This is a genomic window from Streptomyces sp. NPDC017940 (assembly GCF_044328435.1).
Lineage (GTDB): Bacteria > Actinomycetota > Actinomycetes > Streptomycetales > Streptomycetaceae > Streptomyces.
Window position 1 is genome coordinate 1 of sequence record NZ_JBIRHJ010000014.1, and the last position, 24114, is coordinate 24114.

The 24114-nt window shown below is 73.8% G+C and carries 16 protein-coding genes and 2 tRNA genes; 13 read left to right on the top strand and 5 right to left on the bottom strand.

Annotated features, from left to right (window positions below):
• A partial coding sequence (locus ACH4DX_RS33150; RefSeq protein ID WP_398157796.1) for a long-chain fatty acid--CoA ligase occupies window positions 1–1522 on the top strand: 1522 nt, incomplete at its 5' end.
• Between the two features lie 139 nt (window positions 1523–1661).
• On the opposite strand, the gene ACH4DX_RS33155 is transcribed toward ACH4DX_RS33150, so the two are convergent.
• Window positions 1662–2924: an MFS transporter gene (locus tag ACH4DX_RS33155; RefSeq protein ID WP_398157797.1), complete on the bottom strand. Its 1263-nt coding sequence runs from the start codon at window positions 2922–2924 to the stop codon at window positions 1662–1664.
• A gap of 270 nt (window positions 2925–3194) precedes the next feature.
• Between ACH4DX_RS33155 and ACH4DX_RS33160 the strand changes: the two genes are divergently transcribed.
• Window positions 3195–3782, top strand: coding sequence for a TetR family transcriptional regulator (locus tag ACH4DX_RS33160; RefSeq protein WP_398157798.1), 588 nt, complete (start codon window positions 3195–3197; stop codon window positions 3780–3782).
• Window positions 3783–3820: 38 nt separating this feature from the next.
• Here ACH4DX_RS33160 and ACH4DX_RS33165 read toward each other — a convergent pair whose 3' ends face one another.
• Together ACH4DX_RS33165 and ACH4DX_RS33170 are read right to left on the bottom strand one after the other, a co-directional pair.
• Window positions 3821–8902 (bottom strand): PAS domain-containing protein, encoded by a 5082-nt coding sequence (locus ACH4DX_RS33165; protein WP_398157799.1) that lies wholly within the window; start codon window positions 8900–8902, stop codon window positions 3821–3823.
• 322 nt (window positions 8903–9224) lie between these two features.
• Window positions 9225–9761, bottom strand: a complete 537-nt coding sequence (locus ACH4DX_RS33170) for an SSI family serine proteinase inhibitor (protein WP_398157800.1) — start codon at window positions 9759–9761, stop codon at window positions 9225–9227.
• 244 nt (window positions 9762–10005) lie between these two features.
• Between ACH4DX_RS33170 and ACH4DX_RS33175 the strand changes: the two genes are divergently transcribed.
• Together ACH4DX_RS33175 and ACH4DX_RS33180 are read left to right on the top strand one after the other, a co-directional pair.
• Window positions 10006–10096: transfer RNA gene (locus ACH4DX_RS33175), tRNA-Ser, on the top strand.
• Between the two features lie 293 nt (window positions 10097–10389).
• Window positions 10390–10462: transfer RNA gene (locus tag ACH4DX_RS33180), tRNA-Arg, on the top strand.
• A gap of 113 nt (window positions 10463–10575) precedes the next feature.
• On the opposite strand, the gene ACH4DX_RS33185 is transcribed toward ACH4DX_RS33180, so the two are convergent.
• Both ACH4DX_RS33185 and ACH4DX_RS33190 read right to left on the bottom strand, forming a co-directional pair.
• Entirely contained in the window at window positions 10576–11229 is a 654-nt protein-coding gene (locus tag ACH4DX_RS33185) for a CatB-related O-acetyltransferase (protein WP_398157801.1), read from the bottom strand.
• A gap of 221 nt (window positions 11230–11450) precedes the next feature.
• Window positions 11451–12284 (bottom strand): MOSC domain-containing protein, encoded by an 834-nt coding sequence (locus tag ACH4DX_RS33190; protein ID WP_398119156.1) that lies wholly within the window; start codon window positions 12282–12284, stop codon window positions 11451–11453.
• A gap of 116 nt (window positions 12285–12400) precedes the next feature.
• Between ACH4DX_RS33190 and ACH4DX_RS33195 the strand changes: the two genes are divergently transcribed.
• The 9 genes from ACH4DX_RS33195 (at window position 12401) to ACH4DX_RS33235 (ending at window position 24112) form a co-directional block, all read left to right on the top strand.
• Window positions 12401–13522: a DUF2797 domain-containing protein gene (locus ACH4DX_RS33195; protein ID WP_398157802.1), complete on the top strand. Its 1122-nt coding sequence runs from the start codon at window positions 12401–12403 to the stop codon at window positions 13520–13522.
• Between the two features lie 105 nt (window positions 13523–13627).
• Window positions 13628–14005, top strand: a complete 378-nt coding sequence (locus tag ACH4DX_RS33200; RefSeq protein WP_398157803.1) for an antibiotic biosynthesis monooxygenase family protein — start codon at window positions 13628–13630, stop codon at window positions 14003–14005.
• Window positions 14006–14015: 10 nt separating this feature from the next.
• Window positions 14016–14921, top strand: a complete 906-nt coding sequence (locus ACH4DX_RS33205) for an amidohydrolase family protein (RefSeq protein ID WP_398157804.1) — start codon at window positions 14016–14018, stop codon at window positions 14919–14921.
• Between the two features lie 149 nt (window positions 14922–15070).
• Window positions 15071–15817, top strand: a complete 747-nt coding sequence (locus ACH4DX_RS33210; protein WP_398119148.1) for a response regulator transcription factor — start codon at window positions 15071–15073, stop codon at window positions 15815–15817.
• On the top strand, window positions 15814–17673 hold the full coding sequence (locus ACH4DX_RS33215; RefSeq protein ID WP_398157805.1) for a sensor histidine kinase: 1860 nt from the start codon (window positions 15814–15816) through the stop codon (window positions 17671–17673). Before ACH4DX_RS33210 ends, ACH4DX_RS33215 begins: the two co-directional genes overlap by 4 nt.
• Before the next feature lie 255 nt (window positions 17674–17928).
• Window positions 17929–19317, top strand: coding sequence for a glycosyltransferase (locus ACH4DX_RS33220; RefSeq protein ID WP_398157806.1), 1389 nt, complete (start codon window positions 17929–17931; stop codon window positions 19315–19317).
• Entirely contained in the window at window positions 19314–21524 is a 2211-nt protein-coding gene (locus tag ACH4DX_RS33225) for a glycosyltransferase family 39 protein (protein ID WP_398157807.1), read from the top strand. The genes ACH4DX_RS33220 and ACH4DX_RS33225 overlap by 4 nt, the downstream gene beginning before the upstream one ends.
• 133 nt (window positions 21525–21657) lie before the next feature.
• Window positions 21658–23202 carry an MFS transporter gene (locus ACH4DX_RS33230; protein WP_398157808.1) on the top strand — a complete coding sequence of 515 codons (1545 nt, stop codon included), beginning with the start codon at window positions 21658–21660 and terminating at the stop codon, window positions 23200–23202.
• Window positions 23203–23308: 106 nt separating this feature from the next.
• On the top strand, window positions 23309–24112 hold the full coding sequence (locus ACH4DX_RS33235) for a TetR/AcrR family transcriptional regulator (RefSeq protein ID WP_398157809.1): 804 nt from the start codon (window positions 23309–23311) through the stop codon (window positions 24110–24112).
• Window positions 24113–24114 lie beyond the last annotated feature (2 nt).

Below are 24114 nucleotides of genomic sequence, written 5' to 3' on the forward strand. Positions count from 1 at the left end.
GGAGATCGGCAACCGCGCCGCCCAGCTCGCCCACGCACTGCGAGACGATCTCGGAGTCCGCGAGGGAGATGTTTTGGGAACGTTCATGTGGAACAACGCCGAGCACGTCGAGGCCTACTTCGCCGTCCCCTGCATGGGGGCCGTCCTGCACACGCTCAACCTGCGGCTCCCCACGGAACAGCTGACCTGGATCGTCGGCCACGCCGCCGACCGCGTGATCATCGTCAACGGCTCGCTGCTCGGCCTTCTCGCTCCGCTGCTCGACCGGATGACGACCGTCGAGCACGTGGTCGTCTCCGGGCCGGGCGACCGCACCCTCATCGAGGGCAGCCGGGTCCGCGTCCACGAGTACGAGGAACTCCTCGCGGGCAAGCCCACCGCCTACGACTGGCCCGAGCTCGACGAACGCCGCGCCGCCGCCATGTGCTACACCTCCGGCACCACCGGCGACCCCAAGGGCGTCGTCTACTCCCACCGCTCCATCTATCTGCACTCCATGCAGGTCAACATGGCCCAGTCCATGGGCCTGACGGACGCCGACCTCAGTCTCGTCGTCGTGCCGCAGTTCCACGTCAACGCCTGGGGCCTGCCGCACGCCACCTTCATGACCGGCGTCAACATGCTGATGCCGGACCGCTTCCTCCAGCCCGCGCCGCTGGCCGAGATGATCGAGTCCGAGCGGCCCACGCACGCCGCCGCCGTGCCCACCATCTGGCAGGGCCTGCTCGCCGAGCTCACGGCCAAGCCCCGCGACGTCAGCAGCCTCACCCAGGTCACCATCGGCGGCTCGGCCTGTCCGCCCTCCCTGATGGAGGCCTTCGACACGCTCGGCATGCGCGTCTGCCACGCCTGGGGCATGACCGAGACCTCTCCGCTCGGCACCGTGGCCCGTCCGCCCGCCCACGCCATCGGCACCGCGGAGGAGTTCGGCTACCGGCTCACCCAGGGCCGCTTCCCCGCCGGAGTCGAGGCCCGGCTCACCGGCCCCGACGGCTCCCACCTGCCCTGGGACGGCAAGTCCGCGGGCGAGCTCGAGGTGCGCGGGAACTGGATCGCCGGTGCCTACTACGGCGGCGCGGGCGGCGAGGTCATCAGGCCCGAGGACAGGTTCAGCCCCGACGGCTGGCTGAAGACCGGTGACGTCGGCGTCATCAGCCCCGACGGCTTCCTCACCCTCACCGACCGCGCCAAGGACGTCATCAAGTCCGGCGGCGAGTGGATATCCTCCGTCGAGCTGGAGAACGCGCTGATGTCCCATCCGGACGTCGCCGAGGCCGCGGTCGTCGCCGTCCCGGACGAGAAGTGGGGCGAGCGTCCCCTCGCCACCGTCGTCCTCAAGCAGGACGCCACCGCCGACTTCGCGAACCTCCAGGCGTTCCTCGCCAACCGCGTCGCCAAGTGGCAGGTCCCCGAGCGCTGGGCGTTCGTCCCGGCCGTTCCCAAGACCAGCGTCGGCAAGTTCGACAAGAAGGTACTGCGCAGGCAGTACGCGGCGGGGGAGCTGGACGTGAGCCGGCTCTGAGACGGGGCGGGCCCGGCCCTGAGACGGGAGCGGGCCCGACTCTCCGGCGGGGGCGGGGCGGCGGCGCGGAGGCTCCGCGGGCGTGCCCCGCGCGGCACCGCTGGGCGTGTGGGCCCCGGGTGCCCGGCCCCGCCCGCCCCTATTTGCGTATGAGCAGCGATGTCGCCCCCCAGCCCACCGCCAGGCAGCCCGCGGCCACCGCGCACACCCCGGACCAGTCCCAGTGGGCGAAGGCCGTGCCCGCAAGGGCGGAGGCGAGGGCGCCGCCCGCGAATCCGGCCACCACATAGGCGGTGTTGGCGACCGCCGGGATGGAAGTGGTGGTCAGGGCCAGGGTCTGGTTGGCGACATGGCTTGCGACCAGCGCCGCGTGCACGAGGACCGCCGCCGCGCACAGCGCCCAGAGACGCTCCCCGCCCAGCCAGAACAGCGGCACCGACACCGCCGCGAGGCTGTAGGCCGACGCCACCACCTTGGCCGCGCCGAAGCGGTCCACGAGTCCGCCCGCGATCGGCGCCACCACGCCGGCCGCGAGCCCGAAGAGGCCGAAGAGACCTGCCGCGCCGGTCGTCATGCCGTACCCGTCGCCCTCGTTCGTGAGGAGGAGCGCGAGGGAGGTCCACAGCGCGCTCCACGCGCCGTACATTCCGCCCTGGCGTAGGCAGGCGCGGCGCAGTTCCGGTGAGCCGCGCACCACGCCGGGGAGCTGGGCGAGGCCGCCGAACAGCGGGCCCGTGCGGCGGCGGGTCTCCTTGGGCAGGGCGGCCGCGGAGGCAAGACCGAGCACCGCCGTCAGCACGGCCGCGCCGAGGAAGACCCAGCGCCAGCCGCAGGCCTGCCCGGCGAGACCGCCGAGGACCCGGGCCGCCACGACGCCGGTGAAGAGCCCGGCTATGACGGCCGCGACATGGCTGGCCCGCCGGTCGGCCGGTGCGCGCTCGGCCACCAGCGGCACGAGCAGCTGCGGGACGACCGTCGCCGTGGAGGCGATCAGGACGGCGGCGGCGAGCACGGTGGTGCCGGACGCCGTCGCGCCGAGGACCAGCGCGGCGGTCGTCGCCAGGGACAGGGCGGCGACCAGGCGCCGGCGGTCGACCCGGTCGCCGAGCGGGGCGAAGAACAGCAGCCCCGCCGCGTACCCGAACTGGGCCACCGAGGCGATCCACGCCACGCCCGACGGGGTCGAACCGAAGTCCGCGGCCATGAGGGGGAGAAGCGGCGCGGCGACGTAGATGTTCGCCGCGGTGACCGCCGTGCAGACGGCGATGAGGACGAGGAAGGCACGGGGCGGCAGCCCGGCCGCCGGGGGCGTGCTCGCAGAGCTACGGGGTGCCGTGGCCGGACGCGGCTCCGTGAGCTCCGCCGTCAGGGCGCCCGGCGGGGACGGCGTGGCTGAAGTCATGGGCGACGGGCTCCTCTGTGCGTGGGGGTGGCCGTGGTGCGGGTGGTGCGGTTGATGCGGGCCGTGCGGGTGATTCCGTGGTGCGGGTGGTGCGGTGGTGCCTAAGGGCCGTAGTGCAGTAGCGCCGTGGCGCCGCGGTGCAGTAGCGCCGCAGTGCAGTGGCGCGAACACTCGTAACCAACTGGTTGGTTGCAAGTCTGCGCCCGTATCGCGAGAACTGTCAAGCAACTAAACGGTTGGTTAGCGGCGAAGTTCGCTTACGCTTGTCCCATGGGAGTGAGAGACCCCGAGGCCACGCGGGCCCGGATCTTCGACGCGGCGGTCACGGAGTTCGCGCGGTACGGCATCGCCGGAGCCCGCATCGACCGCATCGCGCGCGAGGCGAAGGCCAACAAACAGCTCATCTACGCCTATTACGGCAACAAGGCGGAGCTCTTCGCGCAGGTCCTCGAGAAGCGGATGCTCGATCTGGCCGTCAGCGTCCCGCCGGACCCCGACGACATAGACGGCTGGATGGACCGGCTCATGGACTATCACGCCACCCACCCCGAGGTGCTGCGCCTGCTGTTCTGGGAGGGCATCGAGTACGGCGGCACCGAGGAGCTGCCGCACGAGTACGAGCGCCAGGTGCACTACGACCGCAAGGTCGCCACCTTCGAGGACGGCCAGGCGCGCGGGGTCATCACGGACGCCGTCCCGGCGCGCGACCTGCTGTTCATGCTGGTCGCGCTGGCCGGCTGGGCCTCCGCGGTGCCGCAGATGCGGCGCGTACTCGTGGGCGCCGAGGACGCGGACAAGGCGCGGCTGCGGGCCTCGATCCGCGCGGCGGCGCGCCGTGTCACGGAGCCGTCCGGCTGACCTTGGGGGGCCATCGACCACGCGACGGGCCCGTGGGCTCAGTTCGTACCGATCTTCGCGAGCAGGTCCACGATCCGGCTCTGCACCTCGCCGCTCGTGGACCGCTCGGCCAGGAACAGCACGGTCTCGCCCGCGGCCAGCTTCGACAGGTCGGTCTTGTCGACGGCGGCCGTGTAGACGACCAGCGGCGTACGGTTCAACTGGCCGTTCGCGCGCAGCCAGTCGATGATCCCGGCACGCCGTCGGCGTACCTGGAGCAGATCCATGACCACCAGGTTCGGCCGCATCTGCGCGGCGAGCGTGACCGCGTCCGCGTCGCTGTCGGCCCGCGCCACCTGCATCCCGCGCCGCTCGAGCGTCGCGGTCAGGGCGAGGGCGATCTCCTCGTGCTCCTCGATGAGCAGCACGCGCGGCGGATGCTGTTCGCTGTCGCGCGGCGCGAGGGCCTTCAGGAGTACGGCGGGGTCGGCGCCGTACGCCGCCTCGCGCGAGGCCTGTCCGAGCCCCGCAGTGACCAGGACGGGCACCTCGGCGGCCACCGCGGCCTGGCGCAGCGACTGTAGCGCGGTACGCGTGATCGGCCCGGTCAGCGGGTCCACGAACAGGGCCGCGGGGAACGCGGCGATCTGCGCGTCGACCTCCTCGCGCGAGTGCACGATGACGGGACGGTAGCCGCGGTCGCTGAGCGCCTGCTGGGTGGTGACGTCGGGGGCGGGCCACACCAGGAGACGGCGCGGGTTGTCCAGCGGCTCGGGCGGCAACTCGTCGTCCATGGGCTGCGGCTGCGGCCGGTTCGACACCTCCACGGCGCCTCCGGGACCGTCCAGCAGCTCCGGGCCCTCGTCGGCGTCCTGGTCCGGAGCGCCGATCGCGTAGGCACGGCCGGTGCCTTCGGTGGTCGGCGAGAGCCGGGGTTGCGGCTGCACCCTGGACTGCTGGGCCGCGGTCTGCTGGGCCCCGGCCTGCGGGGTCGCGGACTGCTGCGCCTGTGGTTGTGCCGGGGGCTGGGCCTGCCGGCGGGCGGCGTCCTGGCGGTCGTCGGTCGCCGGCTCGGGGGGCGTGGACAGCCGACGGCGACGTCCCGAGCCTCCCGGGGAGGGCTGAGCCGGAGTCTGCGCGGGGTCCGGCTGCGCGGGCTGCGGCCGCGGTTGCGGCAACGGCTGTGCGTGCGGGGCCTGCTGGGCCTGCTGGGGCTGTTGGGGCTGTGGCGCTCCCTGAGCGTGGTGCTGGTTCTGCGGAGCCTGTGCTTCCTGGCGCGTACGCCCCGACCCGTCGGCGGGGGCCTGGCGTCCGAACGGCACCCCCTGGCCGAGCGTGCGCACGCTGATGGCGCGCCCCTGCGTCGAGTTCGGGTCGACGGGAGCGGCCTCGGCGGGCAGCGGTTGGGCGGCACGCGCGCGTGGGTCACGTTCCGGCGGCAGTGCGGCGCCGGACGGGGCGGGGGTGCCACCGGCGGGTGTACCGCTCTGGGGGGCGCCCTGGGCCGGCGTGTCCTGGACCGGCACGCCCTGGACCGGCATGCCCTGCGCAGGCGTCGGCGTGGCGGACTCGGCGGGCGGGGTCTGGCGGGCCCGGCGGCGGCCGGTGGGGTTCTGCTGCTGCGGGACCGGGGCGGGGCCGGACTCGGCCGGTCCGCCCGCGGGGGCGCCGGATGCGGGGGCGCCGGGCGCGGGGGCGCCTTGGGCCGGGGTTCCCTGGGCCGGGGTGCCCGGCGCGGGCGCGGGGCCGTGCGGCACGCCTTGCGCGTACGGAGCCGCAGGACCGTACGGCATCGGAGACTGCCCCGGGTGGGGCTCCAGCGGCGTGTGGTCCTCGGCCGGGTCGTGGAGGGCGGCGGTGTGCTGCCCGGGGGCGTCCTGGCGGGGAGAGTTCACGGCGCCGTTGGGGTTCAGGGCACCGGCGGGGCCCACGGCACCCGGGGCACCCGCGGCGCCCGTGTCGGGCATGGCTCCCGGAGCCGCCCCGGGCGCGACACCCGGGGCCCGCGCGGGCGCACCCACCGGCACGCCCCTCTGCGCTCCCGAGGGGGCACCGCGCCGCGCACCGGCGACGCGGGCGCCCCGCGCTCCCGCTGCCGGGGCGCCGTGTTCCGCTGCGGCCACGTCTTCCTGGGCCTGCGCGGCCCCCTCGGGCGCACTACCCTGCGCGGGCACCGCGGGCACGCCGCCCGGCCCGGGGACACCACTCGGCCCGGACACACCACTCGGCATGGGCACAGCGCTGTGCGCGGGCGCACCACCCTGTGCGGGCACACCACCCCGAGTACGAGCTTGAAGTCCCGCCTGGACACCGGCCGGTACGTTCACCGAGGCACCGACCTGCGCGGCACCGACCTGCGCGGCGACCTGCGCGGCACCGGCCGGCGCGACAGCGCCGTGACCGGCCCCGACCTGCCTGGCATCCGGCGCCACGCCCGCTTGCCCGGCCACGCCCACCTGCTCGGCCACACCGGCCGCACCGCTGCCCGCCTCGCGGTCGGCCTCGGCCGGTGGCAGCGCGAACACGCGCCCGCTGGTGGTCTCTTCCGCGGCGGCACGCTCCCGGGCGGCGGCCAGCGCACGCCGGGCCCGTCGGCCACCGGGGCGCGGCGCGTCCCCGCCGTCTGCCCCGGCAGGACCACCGGCTTCCGGACCACCGGCCTCCGGACCACCGGCTTCCGGCCCCCTCGCGGCCTGTCCCGTCCCCGAGGGCAACGCCAACGCCTGCTGCTCGCCACCGCGCCGCGCACGCCGACCCGACGCCACGGCGACCTCAGCCGACCCGTGGCCGCCGTGCGCCGGACCGCCCTGTGACGGCACTCCCTGCGGCGGTACGGCCTCGCCGAGGGCAGCCGCTCCGGCAGCGTGCTCGGCGGCAGTCGTCACGGCGCCCTCGGCCGGACTCGGCCGCCCGCGCCGTCGCCCCGTACCACCGGAAGCGCCCGAAGCACCCGAAGCGCCCCCCGACGTATCACCGGCGGCGGCACCGGCACCCGCCCCGACGCCCCCGTCAGGCCCGGAGTCGGCACCACCGGCGCCCGCCACCGCCTCAGGACCGGAACTCGCCGGACCCTCGGCGACGGCCCGCCGCCTGCGCCGCCCGGTCCCGCCGGAACTGTCGCCGCCCGCACTCGCATCGGCCTCACCGGACGCGGCACTGTCCAGGAAGGAGTCCACAGAGGCCCGCCGGGCCCGCCTGCGCCCGCCTCCGGTGGTGTCGGAGTCCCCGGAGCCGCCCGCTCCCCGCGCGGGCACCGAGGCGCCCGAACCAGCAGTCTCCGTAGAACTGGAAGAACCGGAAGAACCGGAGGGAGCGGGAGAACCAGAAGAACCGGAAGAACCGGAGGGAGCGGGAGAAGAACCTGAGGAAGCAACCGAGGAACCGGTGGAGGAACCTGCGGCACCGGAGGACGATCCCCCGCCGGACACATCCCCCATGGGCACCTCAAGAACGAACGCACTGCCGTTCGTGCCCGGTACCTCGTGCGTCTGGAGCACGCCTCCGTGTGCCTCGACGATGCCCCGTACGACGGGCTCGTGCACCGGGTCGCCCCCGGAGTACGGCCCGCGCACCTCGATGCGGACGACCTCGCCGCGCTGTGCGGCGGCGACGACGACGGTCGAGTCGACGTACGCCCCCGCTCCCGCGCGCGAGTTGCCGGTGGCGTCGATTCCGGCGACGTCGGCGATCAGGTGGGCGAGGGCCGTGGCGAGGCGGTGCGCGTCCACCACGACCTCGATCGGCGGCGCGTGCACGGCGAACTGGGCCCTGCCGGGGCCGATCAGCTCGACGGCGCCGTCGACACCGGCGGCGACGACGGCGTCGAGCAGCACGGGCGTGCGCGCCAGTTGCTCCGTACCGGCTTCGAGCCGCTGGTAGCCCAGGACGTTGTCGACGAGCGTCGTCATGCGGGCGTAGCCGGCGGACAGATGGTGCAGTACCTGGTTGGCCTCGGGCCAGAGCTGGCCGGCGTCGTCGGAGGCGAGGGCGGCGAGTTCGCGGCGGAGCTCGTCGAGCGGGCCGCGCAGCGACCGGTCGAGGACGGCGACGAGCTGGCTGTGGCGCGCGGCAAGCGCCTCGTACCGCGTCTGCTCCCGCTCGGCGAGCTCTTCGTAGCGGTCCTTCTCGCGCTCGGCGAGCGCGGCGTACCGCTCCTGCTCGGCCGCGAGCTGCTCCTCGCGCAGCTCGGCTGCGGTCCGCAGCTCCTCCTCGCGCTGCTCTGCGGCGTCCCTGAGCTCCGCTTCGCGCTGCTCGGCGGCGGTGTGCAGCTCCTCGGTGTGCCGGGCGACGGCGGCCTCGTACTTCTCCAGGAGGGCGTCGTAGGGCCGCCGGTCGGTGAAGGTCATGACGGCGCCGACGAGCTGGTCACCGTCGCGCACGGGGGCCGTGGTCAGGTCGACGGAGACCTTCTCGCCGCTCTTGGACCACAGGACCTGTCCGCGTACGCGGTGCTTGCGGCCGGAGCGCAGGGTGTCGGCGAGCGGGGAGTCCTCGTACGGGAACGGCTCGCCGTCGGCGCGGGAGTGCAGGACGAGCGGGTGCAGCTCCTGGCCGCCGAGGTCGCTGGCGCGGAAGCCGAGTATCTGGGCGGCGGCCGGGTTGACGAGGACGACGCGGCCGTCGGTGTCGGTGCCGACGACGCCCTCGGCGGCCGCCCGCAGGATCATCTCCGTCTGCCGCTGCGACCGGGCGAGTTCGGCCTCGGTGTTGAGCGTCCCCGACAGGTCACGGACGACGATCATCAGCATCTCGTCGCCGCTGTAGCCGCCGTACCCGCCGTGGCTGCCGAACCGCTCGTCGTACGCCTGCCGGCTGTCCTCGAGGTTGGAGCTTGTGACCTCTACGGGGAACTCGCTGCCGTCCGTGCGCCGGGCGATCATCCGCTTCGGCTTGGTACGTCCCTGTTCGTCCACCGTCACCGGTCGGCGCATGGAGCCGGGGATGAGCCGGGAGTCGAACTCCGGCAGCAGATCGAGCAGTCCGCGCCCCACCAGGGCGGTGCCCGGCGCCTCGAATGCCTCGAGCGCGATGGCGTTCGCGTTGACGACGGTCCCGTTGGCGTTGACGAGCACGAGCGCGTCCGGGAGCGCGTCGAGTATGGCTGCGAGGCGAGCAGCGCCTCGGGATGGCCTGCTGCTCACGACGACGCTTCCTCCCTGATCACTGCACCTTGCCGACCGACCGGGCCATCTTGCCTCGCGGCTCGTGTCGTGTCACGGGAGGGAGTCTACGGGGAGTGGTTGCGGGCGCGACGCCGGATGAGAGGGAGGTCGCACGCAGAAGCTGTGAGCCTTCAGTAGTGCCTGGTCACAGAAGGGTCAAGCGTGCACTTCTTAAGAAGAGCGCGCCGGACCCATCGCCTCCGCTTCCGTTCGTTCCGGTTCGGGTGCCGTCGGCCCTTGGCTCACGGGCTGCCCGCGCCCCCGTCACGCGGGCCGTCCGTGCCCGGTCTCGTGCCCCGCCTCACACCCTGTCCGAAGGCAGCACCGGCACGAGGCTGTTCCACCGCGAGATCTCGCACCCGTCGGTGCGGGAGAAGACGGAGTCGACGTGCCGCCCCTGCCACTCGCCCCGGACGCGGGCGGTCTGGGGGCCGCCGTACTGCTGGGTGCACATGGTGCCGCGCGGGACGGCCTTGAACGGGTCCAGGCCGTCGGCCGCGAGCTGGTCGAGCCGTTCGCACGCGGCGCCGGGCGAGGCGTGGGAGCCGCCGGCGGGGGCGCACCGCAGGGTGTACGTGCCGTCTGCGGCGCCCCCGGTCCCTTCCACGGTGATCGTCAGGCGATGCCTGCCGTGCTCGCCGGGCACGGTGTTCCAGGCGTCGTCCGCCCCATCGAAGATGTCCGAGATATTCGAGGTGTCCGAGGTGTCCGAGGTGTCCGATGCCGTCGGGCCTGCGGTGCCCGGTAGGCAGGCCTGCGCGGTGGTGGGGCCCGCGGCGAGTACGGCGAGGGTCGCGGCGGCGGTGAGGAAGAGGCGGCGTGGTGTGAGGTGCTGCACGGGGGCTCCCCTGGGGACGCGGTGGCGGCGAGGCGCGGCACGGCCAGGCCGTCGGCGCCGGAGCCCGTGTCGGCCTCCGGCGCCCACCGCCTATAACGCCGTCGGCCCCGTCGCGTTGCGCCCGCGGTTTTGACTTTGCCCTGCGGGCCGCACGGCTAGTACCGTGGAGCCGCGATTGGTGACGCGCCCCCTGGCTGTGTCATCATCTGCACGCACCCCCGCGCTCGCGTGGATGTGCAGGTTGGGAGGCGTCGCCTAGTCCGGTCTATGGCGCCGCACTGCTAATGCGGTTTGGGTCTTAAAGCCCATCGAGGGTTCAAATCCCTCCGCCTCCGCACCACGATCCGAAGCCCCGGTCATCCGACCGGGGCTTCGGCCGTATGCGCTCCCCTTCACCCCGTACGCCTCCCGCGCACCGGCGCGGCTTCGGGCGGCCCGGCGCAGCTTCGGCGGGGTGCGCCCGCGGGCCGAGGGGCGCCGGAGAACGCCTCTGACGGGCATTTGCCCAGGTCAGACGGGGTGAGGGAAACGGATTTCGCCTCACGGCGCAGGTCATGTAATGTTGTTCTCGCAACGCCGACCGGGGCGAAAAAGCCCGGGAGGAAGAGCAACACAACAGAAAAACCAAGCACTCGTAGCTTAACGGATAGAGCATCTGACTACGGATCAGAAGGTTGCAGGTTCGAATCCTGCCGAGTGCACAGCAGACCAGAGGCCCCGGAGAGATCCGGGGCCTCTGGCGTTTCCGGGGCGTATCCCGGCTGGCGCGTAGCCCTGCCCGCCAGCCGGGGCGCGCCCCGACCCGCGTGATGGGTCACGGGCTCCCGGGGGCAGCCTCCGCCAGGGCCGTGGGGGTGCCGGACATGATGGTGCGGACGTGGGCGCTGATGTGGTCGGAGGGCCAGTCCCACCAGGCGGTGGCCAGGAGGCGGGTCACGTCCTCGTCGTTGTAGCGGCGGCGGATGAGGGTGGCCGGGTTGCCGCCGACGATGCCGTAGTCCGGTACGTCGTCGACGACCACGGCGCCGGAGGCGATGATCGCGCCGTGGCCGATGCGGACGCCCGGCATCACGGTGGCCCGGTAGCCGAACCAGACGTCGTTGCCGACCACGGTGTCGCCGCGGCCGGGCAGGCCCGAGATCAGGTCGAAGTGCTCGGCCCAGGAACCGCCCATGATGGGGAAGGGGAAGGTGGACGGGCCGTCCATGCGGTGGTTGGCGCCGTTCATGATGAACCGCACGCCCTCGCCGAGCGCGCAGAACTTCCCGATGACCAGCTTCTCCGGCCCGTAGTGGTAGAGCACGTTGCGGGTCTCGAAGGCCTTGGGGTCGTCCGGGTCGTCGTAGTACGTGAACTCGCCCACCTCGATCAGCGGTGAGGTGATCAACGGCCGCAGCAGCACCACACGGGGCTGCTCCGGCATCGGGTGCACCACGGTGGGGTCGGGCGGGAGGACGGCAGGTGGCATGGGGGGGTGACTCCTCGTGTGCGGGTCCGCGCGGGTCCGTGCGGGTCCGTGTGGATCCGTGTGGATCCGTGCGGGTCCGTGTGGATCCGTACGGGTCCGTGCGGGGGACCTATCCGTGGGCGGGTGGCTGAGTGCGGTGGTCGTTGCAGGGTGGCTATGTCCCACGGGCGCGTCCACTCATTTGTTGCCGCTGGTGTCCCGCGGTCCGGCGGCCTCCCGGCTCAGGGGACCTCGGGCGCGCCCCACGTGCCGACCGTCACCTCGTCGCCCACAGACAGCTTGCCGGTGCGCAGTACGGCGTACTTCGTGCCGAGTGCGACCCCGCCCCGGGGTGCGCGGCGGTAGGTGGCGAGGGTGCGCAGCGGTTCAGGGCCCGCCCTGCGGCCGGCGTCCTGGTCGACCAGGGTGACGGCGCAGCGGATCGCCGCCTTCGTGTAGCCGAGTTCGGCGGTGCCGATCGTGAGGTGGTGGGCGCGGTCCTCGGTGTGCGGCTCGTCCCAGCCCGAAACGACGACGTTGGGGCGGAAGCGGTCCATCGGCAGGGGCTCCCCGCCCCGCTCGACGATCTTCCCGTTCAGGAGGTCCACGGTCGCCAGGGAGATCAGGTGCAGCGCGCTGCTGTCGGCGTAGCCGGAGGTGCCGGGCGTCGCACCGTCGGTCGCGCGGTCGTGTTCCGGCGGTACGCGGACCAGCCTGCTGGGCGTGCCGCCGAGCACGGCCGACAGCCACTCCGCCACCGCGTCCCCCTGGTCGATGCCTTTGTACGGGGCTCCGAAGAGGTCCACGTCCCTTCGGGCGCCAGTCGTGTCCACGGCGACGTCCACGGAGCCGTGGGCGTCGGCGCGCAGCGTGAGCCGGTCGCCGTCCGCGCCGATCGTGGGGCGGATCAGCGCGAGGCGTGGGTCCCGCCGCTGCGTGCGGTACCCGCCCTCCTCGGTGACGACCATGAAGCTGCGGTCGTGCGCGAGGCCCGCGGGCGTCACGACGGCCTCGCTTGCCGCCGTTCCCGCGCAGCCCTTGACGGGGTAGTACGACAACTCGGCGACGACAGCCATGATGTGGTCCCTCCTGCGGTCCCTGGGTGCCCTGTCACCCGTGACGGTAGCCAATCACCGCAGGGCGTGGACCAGGCCGATGATGTCGCCCGCCGCGATTGTCAGTGGCGTGCGGCATGCTCGTTCCCATGGCGTGGTGGTGCACGGGGGTGCGGTGGCGGGTCGGTGCGGGGCCCGTCCTCGGGTGGTACGCGCCGGGGCGCGGTGAGCGGGAGAGCGCGCTGTCGGCCGGGGGCGAGATCGCCTTCCGGGTGCAGGGCGGGCGGCGCTGCCTCGGGGTGCGGCGGGGCGGCAGGTGGACGGTGTGCCCGACGGGCGCCGCGGTGGCCGGGCGGTCCACGCGGGCGCAGTGCGAGGAGTGCGCGCGCGTCGACCGGGCGCACTCGGTCGCGGCGGACACCTTCGCCGACGACCCGCGGCCGTACCACGTGTACGTGGCCTGGTTCGGCCCCGGACTGGTGAAGGTGGGCATCACGGGGGTCGCGCGTGGCGGCGCGCGCCTCCTGGAGCAGGGCGCCGTTGCCTACACCTGGCTGGGCCGGGGGCCGTTGATGGCGGCGCGCCGGACGGAGGAGCTGCTGCGGACCGCCCTCGGCGTACCGGACCGGATTCCGTACGAGCGGAAGCGGGCGCTGCGGGCGCTGCTGCCCGGAGCGGAGGAGCGGGCGGGCGAGCTGGCGCGGGTCCACCGGCAGGCGGTGGCGCTCGGCGGCTGGCCGGAATCGCTGGAGCGGCTGCCGTGCGAAGTCGTGGACCACGGCGAGGTGTTCGGGCTCGCCGCGCTGGGCCGGTCCGGCGGGCCCTGTGGGGCGGGTGCCCCGGCTGAGCAGGGTGGCTCGGGTGCCCAGGGTGCCCGGGTCGCCCCGGGGGTTCCGGGGGGTTCCCGCGGCTTCGCCGCCGTCCCGGAGCAGGTCGTGGACCAGCTGACCGACGGTGGGGTGGTGGCGGGCACGCTCCTCGCCGCGGCAGGGCCCGATCTGCACCTGGCCGTGAGCACGAGTGGCCGGGCGCGGGGGCCCGGGGCAGCGGAGCCCGGGACAGGGGAGCCCGGGACACGGGCGCCCGGAATGCCGGGACCCGGCACGCGGGGGCTGGTGATCGACAGTCGGCTGATGAGCGGGTGGCAGCTGGTGGGCCTCGGCGACGTCGCCGTACCCGCCGCCGTGGACCCGAGCGCCGCCGCGGGCGTGACGGTCCCCGTACGGGAGATACCTGTGGTGCAGGGCGGGCTGTTCTGATTTCCGAGGCTTCGTCGACCTGAAGGCAAAGTCCCGCCGCCCGTTGGGCAATATCGGGCGCCGGAGGGTGGACAGGGGCTCGGCGTACACCCGACCGTGTGTGTCATGAGTGATCAACCCGATGCTGCTGCCGCCGTTTCCGTGAGCGACGGCCCGGGGCCCGGTCCCGTGGGCCCCTTCGAACCTCCCTACTACACCGTCGTGTTCAGCTCCCTGCGCACTCCTGGCGACAACGACTACGGCGCGACCGCCGAGCGGATGGAGGAGCGGGTGCGGGCCGTGCCCGGGTTCCTCGGGCTGGACTCGGCGCGGTCGCCGGGCGGGCTCGGCATCACCGTCGGATACTTCCGCGACGAGGAGGCGATCACGGCCTGGCGCGGCGACCCGGAGCACCGGGCGGCGCGGGCACGGGGCCGCGCGGAGTGGTACGAGGACTACGTCGTGCACGTCGCCAAGGTCGAACGGAGCTACGGGAGTGGGTGAGGGAGGAAGCGTGAGGGAGGAAGGTGCCGTCCCAACGGACGAAGCAACCCACGTCACCGCCTTCTGGCAGCGCCTCGGCCTGCCAGGGCTCGTCGACGTCCACACCCACTTCATGCCCGAGCGCGTCCTCGCGAAGGTGTGGAACTACTTCGACTCGGTCGGCCCGCTCACGGGCGAGCCATGGCCGATCACCTACCGGCACGACGAGGAGCGGCGGCTTGCCGTGCTGCGGGGGTTCGGAGTGCGGGCGTTCACGTCCATGCTGTACCCGCACAAGGCGGGCATGGCGGAGTGGCTCAACGGGTGGGCGGCGGAGTTCGCCGCGCGGACGCCGGACTGTCTGCACACGGCGACGCTGTTCCCCGAGCCGGACGCCGCGCGCTATGTGCCGGAGGCGGTCGCGGCCGGGGCGCGGGTGTTCAAGTCGCATGTGCAGGTCGGCGGGTACGACCCGAACGACGCGCTCCTGGACCCGGTCTGGGGTCTCCTCGCCGAGGCCGGTGTCCCGGTGGTGATGCACTGCGGTTCGGGCCCCGTGCCCGGCAAGCACACCGGGCCCGAACCGGTGGGCCGGCTGCTCGGCCGCCATCCGCGGCTGCCGCTCGTCGTGGCGCACATGGGGATGCCGGAGTACGCGGACTTCCTCGACCTGGCCGAACGGTACGAGGAGGTGCGGCTCGACACGACGATGGCGTTCACGGACTTCGGCGAGCAGTCGGCACCGTTCCCGCGCGCCGAACTCGGCCGCCTCGCCGACCTCGGGCTCGGCGGCAGGATCCTGCTCGGTACGGACTTCCCCAACATCCCCTACGGGTACGTCCACCAGCTCGAAGCCCTGGAGCGGCTCGACCTCGGCGACGACTGGCTCCGAGCGGTGTGCCACGGGAACGGGGCGCGGCTCTTCGACCTGGAGTGAGGGGCCCGCGACGCCCCGGGGGGTCCTGCGACGCCCCGGAGGGACCCCGTCGCGCCCCGTAGGGGTCCCGCGACGCCCCGAAGGGTTTTCTCAGGGAATTCACAGGCAGGCACAATCCGTCTCTCACCGCCGCCGCCGACCCTTGGGGCATGACCACGACATCGCCTCAGGGACGTACCGAACTGCTCAGGCCGGACGGGAGCCCCGTCCGCGTGCTCGTCGTGGACGACGAGGTGTCGCTCACCGAGCTGTTGTCCATGGCGCTGCGCTACGAGGGCTGGGACATCCGCAGCGCGGGCGACGGCGCGGGCGCGGTGCGGGCCGCGCGGGGCTTCCGCCCCGATGTCGTCGTGCTCGACATGATGCTGCCGGACATGGACGGCCTGTCGGTGCTCGGACGGCTGCGCAGGGAGCTGCCCGACGTGCCCGTGCTGTTCCTCACGGCCAAGGACGGCGTCGAGGACCGCGTCGCCGGGCTCACCGCGGGCGGCGACGACTACGTCACCAAGCCGTTCAGCCTCGAAGAGGTCGTCGCGCGGCTGCGCGGACTGATCCGGCGGTCCTGGGCCACGGGCCGCCGCAGCGAGTCGGTGCTCGCCGTCGGCGATCTCACCCTCGACGAGGACAGCCACGAGGTGACGCGCGGCGGCGAGTCCATCCATCTGACCGCCACCGAGTTCGAGCTGCTCCGCTACCTCATGCGCAATCCGCGGCGCGTGCTCAGCAAGGCGCAGATCCTCGACCGGGTGTGGAGCTACGACTTCGGGGGCCAGGCCAACGTCGTGGAGCTGTACATCTCCTATCTGCGCCGCAAGATAGACGCGGGCCGGGAGCCGATGATCCACACGCGGCGCGGCGCCGGGTACCTCATCAAGCCCGCCGTCCTGGCGGCGTGACCGGGCTGCGCGCTCCCCGTACGCCCCGCACCCTCCGCACCCGCCTGGTCGTCTCCGCCGTCGCCCTGATCGCGGTGGTCTGCGCGGTGATCGCCACCGTCACGACGATCGCCCTGCGCTCGCACCTGTACGAGCAGGTGGACGGCGCGCTCGGGCAGGTCGCGACGCGTGCGGCCGGGCCCCCGGAGGGGTCCGCCGGGCTCCCGGACCACCGTGACGGCAAGGTCCTCACACCGGGCGCCCCCAACCTCGGTACCGACACGGCCCCCAACTTCGGTACCGACACGCCCCCCGGCCTCGGTACCGACACGGCCCCCAGCCCCGCCAAGACCCCGGGCAAGCCCGGCGGCCCCCTGCGCTTCGTCACCTTCGGCCCCCAGGAGATCGGCACCATCGGTGCCGTCGTCGACGGGGACGGCACGGTCGGCGCCGGTTCCGTGAGCGCCGAGCGGGGCGCGGCCGACGTGTCGCTCGGCGCCGCCGCCGTGGGGCTCGACGAGGCCCAGCTCGCCGCCCTCGCCACCGTGTCCCGGGACGGCGAACCGCACACCGTCGAGGTGCCGGGGCTCGGCGCGTACCGCGTCCAGTACGCCACCGGCGGCAACGGCGACTACCTCGTCGGCCTGCCGACCGCCGAGGTCGGCACCACCCTGCGCACGCTCGTCGTCACCGAGGTCGGTGTCACCGCGGCGGGCCTGGTCGCCGCCTCGTTCGCGGGCGCCGCGATGGTCGGCGTGGCCCTGCGCCCGCTGCGCCGCGTCGCCGCCACGGCCGCGCGGGTCGCCGAGATCCCCCTGCACAGCGGTGAAGTGGCCCTGCACGAGCGGGTCCCCGGAGCCGAGGCCGACGCGCGCACCGAGGTCGGCCAGGTCGGCGCCGCGCTCAACCGCATGCTGGACCACGTCCACGCGGCGCTGCGCGCACGCCAGCACAGCGAGACGCGGGCGCGCCGCTTCGTCGCCGACGCGAGCCACGAGCTGCGCACCCCGCTCGCGTCCATCCGCGGGTACGCCGAGCTGACGCGCCGCGGCCACGAGGAGATCGGGCCCGACACCCGGCACGCCCTCGGCCGCATCGAGTCCGAGGCCACCCGGATGACCGGCCTGGTCGAGGACATGCTGCTGCTCGCCCGCCTCGACGCGGGCCGCGAGGGGGGTTCGGCGCAGGCGCTGCCTCGCGAGGGTGGGTCGGGGGGCGCGCTGCCCAGCGAGGGGAGTCCGGCGCACCCGCCGCCCTGCCACGGGGCCCCGGCGCACCCTCCGCCGCGCAAGAGCGGCTCCGCGCACCCCCCGCCCCGAAAGAGCGGCACAGCGCACCCCCCACCCCGAAAAAGCGGCCCGACGCACCCCCTGGACCGCGAACCCGTCGACCTCTCCCCGCTCGTCGTCGACGTCCTCAGCGACGCTCGTGCCGCGGGCCCCGACCACGTCTGGCGCCTGGAGCTGCCCGACGATCCGGTACCGGTCCTCGCCGACCGGGCCCGCGTCCATCAGGTCCTCGCCAACCTCCTCGCCAACGCCCGCACCCACACCCCGCCGGGCACCACCGTGACCGCCCGGGTGTACCGCCACACCGCCTGGGCCTGCCTGGACGTCGTGGACGACGGGCCGGGCATCGCACCCGACCTGCGCCCGCACGTCTTCGAACGGTTCGCGCGCGGCGACTCGTCCCGCTCGCGCGCCCACGGCTCGACCGGCCTCGGCCTCGCCATCGTGCACGCGGTCGTGACCGCGCACGACGGCACCGTGACGGTCACGAGCGAACCCGGCAACACGGTGTTCGCGGTGCGGCTGCCCGCCCACGGGGAGCCACCGCGCCTCTCGCCGTACGAAGTGGCGGCGCACCCGGCCCCGTAAGGGGTACGCGCCCACGGGGCGAGCGGACGCCCACCCGGCCCCGTAAGGGGTACGCGCCCCACGGGACAGCGGACGCCCACCCGGCCCCGTAAGGGGTACGCGCCCACGGAGCGAGCGGACGCCCACCCGGCCCCGTAAGGAGTACGCGCCCCACGGGACGCGCGCCGCACCCACCCCGTACGGGTTCCATGACTCACAGTCGCACCACAGCCCCACCACACAGCCCTGACAGCGCGGCCGACGAGCGTCGGCCGTATGCCAACCGACGCTTCCCCAGGGCCGTCGGGCGCCCCGGCGAGCCGGGCCGAGCTGCCGACCCGAGCCCACCTGCCCGTCCAGGACCCGCACGGCCACGGCGGCCCCCGCGACGAACCGGCGGCCCCCGTCCTCGACATCGTCATCCCGGTCCACAACGAGGAGAAGGACCTGCCGCCGTCCGTGCGCAGGCTGCACGACCACCTCACGCGGACCTTCCCCTACCGCTTCCGCATCACCATCGCCGACAACGCCTCCACCGACACCACCCCCCGCATCGGGGCCGGGCTCGCCGCGCACGTCCCCGACGTGACGTACGTACGCCTGGAGGAGAAGGGCCGCGGGCGCGCGTTGCGTACCGTCTGGTCCGCGTCCGACGCGCCCGTCCTCGCGTACATGGACGTGGACCTGTCCACGGACCTCAACGCGCTGCTCCCCCTCGTCGCACCGCTGATCTCCGGCCACTCCGACCTCGCGATCGGCTCCCGGCTCGCCCGCGCCGCACGCGTGGTGCGCGGGCCGAAGCGGGAGTTCGTGTCGCGGTCGTACAACCTCGTCCTGCGCGGCTCGCTGCACGCCCGCTTCTCCGACGCGCAGTGCGGGTTCAAGGCGCTCAGGGCGGACGTGGCACGGGAGTTGCTGCCGCTGGTCGAGGACACCGGCTGGTTCTTCGACACCGAGATGCTCGTCCTCGCCCAACGCGCGGGCCTGCGCATCCACGAGGTACCCGTCGACTGGATCGACGACCCGGAATCGACGGTCCGCATCCTGCGCACGGCGACCGATGACCTCAGGGGCGTCTGGCGCGTCGGCCGCGCGCTCGCCGTCGGCGCGCTCCCCCTGGACCGGCTCGCGCGCCCCTTCGGGGACGATCCGCGCGACCGCGAACTGCCGGGGGTGCCGGGCGGCCTCGCCCGCCAGCTCGTCGGCTTCTGCGCGGTCGGCGTGCTCTCCACGCTGTTCCATCTGCTCCTGTACTCGGGGTTCCGTACGTTCACGGGGTCGCAGGCGGCCAACGCGGGGGCCCTCCTCCTCTCCGCGGTCGCGACCACGGCGGCCAACCGCCGTCTCACCTTCGGTGTGCGCGGCCGCGCCCACGCCGTGCGCCACCAGGCGCAGGGGCTCCTCGTCTTCGCCATCGGGCTCGCCCTGACCAGCGGTTCCCTCGCGGCCCTCGACGCGGCGACGCGGCAACCCGCGCACTCCGCGGAACTCGCCGTCCTCGTCGGCGCGAACCTCGCGGCGACGGTCCTCCGCTTCCTGCTCCTGCGCTCCTGGGTCTTCCCCGACCGCACCCGTGCCACCGCGCGTACGCGACTCACCGAGCCCCCGCGGCCCGCTGAGCCCGAACACCCCACCAGCCCCCACGACCCGAGGACCCCCCGATGACCACCGCCCCACCGCCCGCCGCGGTCGCCATCCCCGGGGGAGTCCGGCGCGGCCGGGGAGCCGCCCGGCTCCTCGTCCGGCTGTGGCGGGGCCGCGCCGACGACGCCCGCTGGGTGCGGCCCGCCCTCCTCGGGCTGCTCCTGGGCACAACCGTGCTCTACGTCCACGACCTCGCCGCCTCCGGCTACGCCAACTCCTACTACTCCGCGGCCGCGCAGGCCGGCAGCCAGAGCTGGAAGGCGCTGTTCTTCGGCTCGCTGGACGCGGGCAACTCCATCACCGTCGACAAGCCCCCGGCCGCGCTGTGGCCGATGGCCCTGTCCGTACGCCTCTTCGGCCTGAACCCATGGGCGATCCTGCTGCCGCAGGCGCTGTTCGGCGTCGCGACGGTCGCCGTGCTGCACGCCGCCGTACGCCGCCGCTTCAGCGCGGCCGCCGGACTGCTCGCGGGTACGGTGCTCGCGCTCACGCCGGTCGCCGCGCTGATGTTCCGCTTCAACAACCCCGACGCGCTGCTCACGCTCCTGACGACGGTCACCGTGTACTGCGTGCTGCGCGCCCTGGAGCACGCCCGCACCAAGTGGCTGGTGTGGGCGGGCGCCGCCGTCGGCGTCGCGTTCCTCACCAAGACGCTCCAGGCGTTCCTGATCCTGCCGCCGCTCGCGGTCCTGTACGCGGTGTGCGCACCGACACGGCTGCGCCGGCGGCTCGGACAACTCGCCCTCACCACCGGGGCCATGATCGTCGCGGGCGGATGGTGGGTCGCCGTCGTCGAGCTGTGGCCCGCGTCCTCACGTCCCTACATCGGCGGCTCCCGGCACAACTCCTTCCTGGAGCTGACCTTCGGCTACAACGGCCTCGGCCGCATCAACGGCGACGAGCCGGGCAGCGTCGGCGGAGGCCGCCTCTTCCAGGGCGGCGGCTACGCCGAAGGCCCCGGCGGCGGCTACGTCACAGGCCCCGGCGGCAGCTACGTCACAGGCACCGGCGGCGGTCCGGACGTCGTGCGTAGCGGGTGGGGCGGGAGCGGTCTCGACCGGATGTTCACCTCCCAGGTCGGCGGCCAGATCTCCTGGCTGCTCCCGGCGGCCCTGCTGCTCCTGGCCGCCGGTCTGGTCGTGACGTGGCGCGCGCGGCGCACGGACACCGCGCGGGCGGCGTTCGTGGCGTGGGGCGGCGCGCTCCTGACGACCGCCGCGGTCTTCAGCTTCATGGCCGGGATCTTCCACGAGTACTACACGGTCGCCCTCGCGCCCTGCGTCGCGGCGCTCGTCGGCATGGGCGTGACGGTCCTGTGGGAGGAGCGCGCCAAGCGGTGGGCGGCCGTGGCCCTCGGCACCACCACCGCGGTGACGGCCTGGTGGGGGTACGAACTCCTGGCCCGTACCCCGGACCACCTGCCCTGGCTGCGCACGCCCGTCCTTGTGGCGGGGCTCGCGGCAGCGGCGGGACTGCTGCTCACGGCACGCCTCGGGCGGCGGCTCGCCCGCACCGCCGCGGGGCTCGGCCTCGCGGCGTGCCTCGCGGGGCCCGTCGCGTACACCCTGTCCACGGTGGACAGCCCGCACACCGGGTCGATCGTGACGGCAGGGCCCGCGGTGGCGGGGCGCGCGGGCGGCGGCGGGACGGTGATCATCGGCCCGGGCCCAGGCCCAGGCCCAGGCCCCGGCCCCGGTCCCGGCAAGGCCCCCGGCCAGACCCCCGCCAAGGCCCCCGGCCAGGTCCCGGGCCAGACCCCCGGCCGGGCAAAGCCCCAGGACGGCACCCGCCCACCCGGCGGCGACCAGCAGCACCCCCCAGGCAGCCGGCAGGGCCCCCGCAGCATGGGCGGCCTGCTCGATGGCCCCCGGGTCAGCCCGGCCGCCGAGCGCCTCCTTAAGCGGAGGGCGGGGGACCACACCTGGGTGGCCGCGACCGTGGGCGCCCAGAACGCCGCCGGCTACCAACTGGCCACCGGCGAGCCGGTGATGGCGATCGGCGGCTTCAACGGCAGCGACCCCTCACCCACCCTCGCCCAGTTCAAGAGCCTGGTGGCCGACGGCAGGGTCCCCTACTTCATCGCGGGCGACGGCAGGGGCGGCGGCCCGGGCCCGGGCGGCGAGGGCAGCGCGTCCCTGATCACCTCCTGGGTGAGGGAGAACTTCACCGAGGTCACGGCGGGCGACAGCACCTTCTACGACCTGACGCGGCCCGAGCGCAAGGGCTGACGCATCCCGGACGCCAGCCACCCCTTTCGGTGACGCAGCCCGCCCGACACCGATTAGCTGTACAGCGTATGGCGCTTCCTCTACGGTGTACGTCGAACCCATCGACGTACACCGTAGAAGAGAAGGAGCCCCGATGACGGCGACGACCGCCGACAGTCCCGGGGCGGCCGCCGCACCGGGCGGCCGCCACCCGCAGCGCTGGCTGATCCTGGGCGTCATCTGCCTCGCCCAGCTCACCGTGCTGCTCGACAACACCGTCCTGAGCGTCGCGATCCCCTCGCTCACCCAGGAGCTCGACGCGTCGTCGTCCGACATCCAGTGGATGATCAACGCGTACTCGCTCGTCCAGTCGGGCCTGCTGCTCACCGCGGGCAGCGCCGCCGACCGCTACGGCCGCAAGAAGCTCCTGACCGCGGGACTCGTCCTGTTCGGCATCGGGTCGCTGGTGGCCGGCCTGTCCCAGACCTCCGCGCAGCTGATCGCGGCGCGCGCCGGCATGGGCATAGGCGGTGCCCTCCTGATGACGACGACCCTCGCGGTCGTGGTGCAGCTCTTCGACGACGCCGAGCGGGTCAAGGCGATCGGCCTCTGGGCGACCGTCAACTCCCTCGGCTTCGCCGCGGGCCCGCTGCTCGGCGGCTTCATGCTCGACCACTTCTGGTGGGGTTCGATCTTCCTGATCAACATCCCGGTGGCGCTGATCGGCGTGGTCGCGGTGGTGCGGATGGTGCCGGAGTCCAAGAACCCGCAGGGCGACCGCCCCGACCTGCTCGGCGCGCTGCTCTCGACCATCGGCATGGCGTCGGTGGTGTACGCGATCATTTCGGGCCCCGAGCACGGCTGGGCGTCGGCGCAGGTCCTGGTCGCGGCGGGGGTCGGTGCCGGCGTCCTCGCGCTGTTCGCGCTGTGGGAGCTGCGGGCCCCGTACCCCATGCTCGACATGCACTTCTTCCGGAACAAGCGCTTCATCGGAGCGGTGACGGGCGCGATCCTGGTGGCCTTCGGCCTCGGCGGCTCGCTCTATCTGCTCACCCAGCACCTCCAGTTCGTCCTCGGGTACGAACCCCTCGAGGCGGGCCTGCGCACGGCGCCCCTCGCGGTGACCGTCGTGGTCCTGAACCTGGTGGGCATCGGCGCGAAGGTGCACGCCAAGCTGGGCACTCCGGTGACGATCCTGACCGGCATGACGATGCTGGCGGGCGGCCTTGCCGTGCTGGCCTCGTTCGGCGGCCACGACTACTCGGGCATGCTCGTCGGACTGATCCTGATGGGCGCGGGCATCTCGTTCGCCATGCCCGCGATGGCCAACGCCATCATGAGCGCGATCCCGCCGGAGAAGGCGGGCGTGGGCGCGGGCATCAACGGCACCCTCGCCGAGTTCGGCAACGGCCTCGGCGTCGCGGTGCTCGGGGCGGTCCTGAACTCCCGCTTCTCGGCCCTGGTCACGGTGTCCGCGGCGTCGTTCCCCGCGGCCATGGCGGCGGCGGAGTCCGCGGGCGAGCGGGAGCGCATCGCGGACGCGTTCTCCTCCGGCCTGGAGACCAGCCAGCTGGTCGGCGCGGTGGCGCTGTTCCTCGGCGGGGCGCTGGCCGCGGCGCTGCTGTGGCGGGCGGAGCGTGCGGAATCGCCGCAGCACCCGGCGCGGCCGCGGGACACCGGGGAGAAGACGACCGCGTAGCCGCGTCGGCATAGCATCGGGGGCGGGCGGACCGGGACTTTCCGGGCCGCCCGGCCCTCCGGGGAATCAGCACCCGCCCACACGAGTAGGACCAGGAAGGTGCGCCATGGCGAAGGCAGCCGACCGCGCGAAGCGACCGGCGCGCACGAGCGTCTGGCTGGAGGGCAAGGCCCGCCGCGGCACCTCCCGCAGGGGCGAGAAACCGGCAGGCCTCGACCGCGACCGCATCACCGCGGCCACGGTCCGGCTCCTGGACGCGGAGGGGCTCGCCAAGTTCTCCATGCGCAGGCTCGCCGCGGAGCTCGACGTCACGGCGATGTCCGTGTACTGGTACGTGGACACCAAGCACGACCTCCTGGAGCTGGCGCTCGACGCGGTGTGCGTGGAGGTGCCGCTGCCCGACACCGCGTCCGAGCCGGGGAAGTGGCGCGAGCAGCTGCGCGAACTGGCCGACGGCTACCGCGAACTCCTGGTCAGGCACCCCTGGGTGTCGCCGCTCGTCGGCGAGTTCCTGAACATCGGCCCCAACTGGCTGAAGTTCTCCCTCGCCATCCAGCAGGCCGTCGGCAACACCGGCCTCTCGCCCTACCGGCGCAACGGCGCCATCGCCGCGGTGTTCCAGTTCGTGTACGGGTTCGGGACCATCGAGGGGCACTTCCTCGCCCGGTGCGCGGCGGCCGGGATGACCCAGGACGAGTACTTCAGGGACGCGGTCGGCAGCGTCAACGAGGAGCTGTCCACGAACGAGGCGGTGCGCTCGGCCCAGGAACTCATGGCGTCCCGCGGCGAGGGCACCGTCGCCCAGATGTGGGAGCGGGACTTCATGATCGCCCTGGACCTGATGATCGCGGGCATCGAGGCACTCCTGGACCCGGACCGCCCGCTGACCCCGCCTGCCGGGGAATCCTGACC

Excerpts from the sequence above, each read along its gene's own strand:
- ACH4DX_RS33230 (WP_398157808.1), top strand. The coding sequence starts at position 21,658 with ATGACGGCGACGACCGCCGACAGTCCCGGGGCGGCCGCCGCACCGGGC.
- ACH4DX_RS33160 (WP_398157798.1), top strand. The coding sequence starts at position 3,195 with ATGGGAGTGAGAGACCCCGAGGCCACGCGGGCCCGGATCTTCGACGCG.
- ACH4DX_RS33190 (WP_398119156.1), bottom strand. The coding sequence starts at position 12,284 with ATGGCTGTCGTCGCCGAGTTGTCGTACTACCCCGTCAAGGGCTGCGCG.
- ACH4DX_RS33225 (WP_398157807.1), top strand. The coding sequence starts at position 19,314 with ATGACCACCGCCCCACCGCCCGCCGCGGTCGCCATCCCCGGGGGAGTC.
- ACH4DX_RS33185 (WP_398157801.1), bottom strand. The coding sequence starts at position 11,229 with ATGCCACCTGCCGTCCTCCCGCCCGACCCCACCGTGGTGCACCCGATG.
- ACH4DX_RS33200 (WP_398157803.1), top strand. The coding sequence starts at position 13,628 with ATGAGTGATCAACCCGATGCTGCTGCCGCCGTTTCCGTGAGCGACGGC.
- ACH4DX_RS33210 (WP_398119148.1), top strand. The coding sequence starts at position 15,071 with ATGACCACGACATCGCCTCAGGGACGTACCGAACTGCTCAGGCCGGAC.
- ACH4DX_RS33195 (WP_398157802.1), top strand. The coding sequence starts at position 12,401 with ATGCTCGTTCCCATGGCGTGGTGGTGCACGGGGGTGCGGTGGCGGGTC.
- ACH4DX_RS33220 (WP_398157806.1), top strand. The coding sequence starts at position 17,929 with ATGCCAACCGACGCTTCCCCAGGGCCGTCGGGCGCCCCGGCGAGCCGG.
- ACH4DX_RS33235 (WP_398157809.1), top strand. The coding sequence starts at position 23,309 with ATGGCGAAGGCAGCCGACCGCGCGAAGCGACCGGCGCGCACGAGCGTC.
- ACH4DX_RS33155 (WP_398157797.1), bottom strand. The coding sequence starts at position 2,924 with ATGACTTCAGCCACGCCGTCCCCGCCGGGCGCCCTGACGGCGGAGCTC.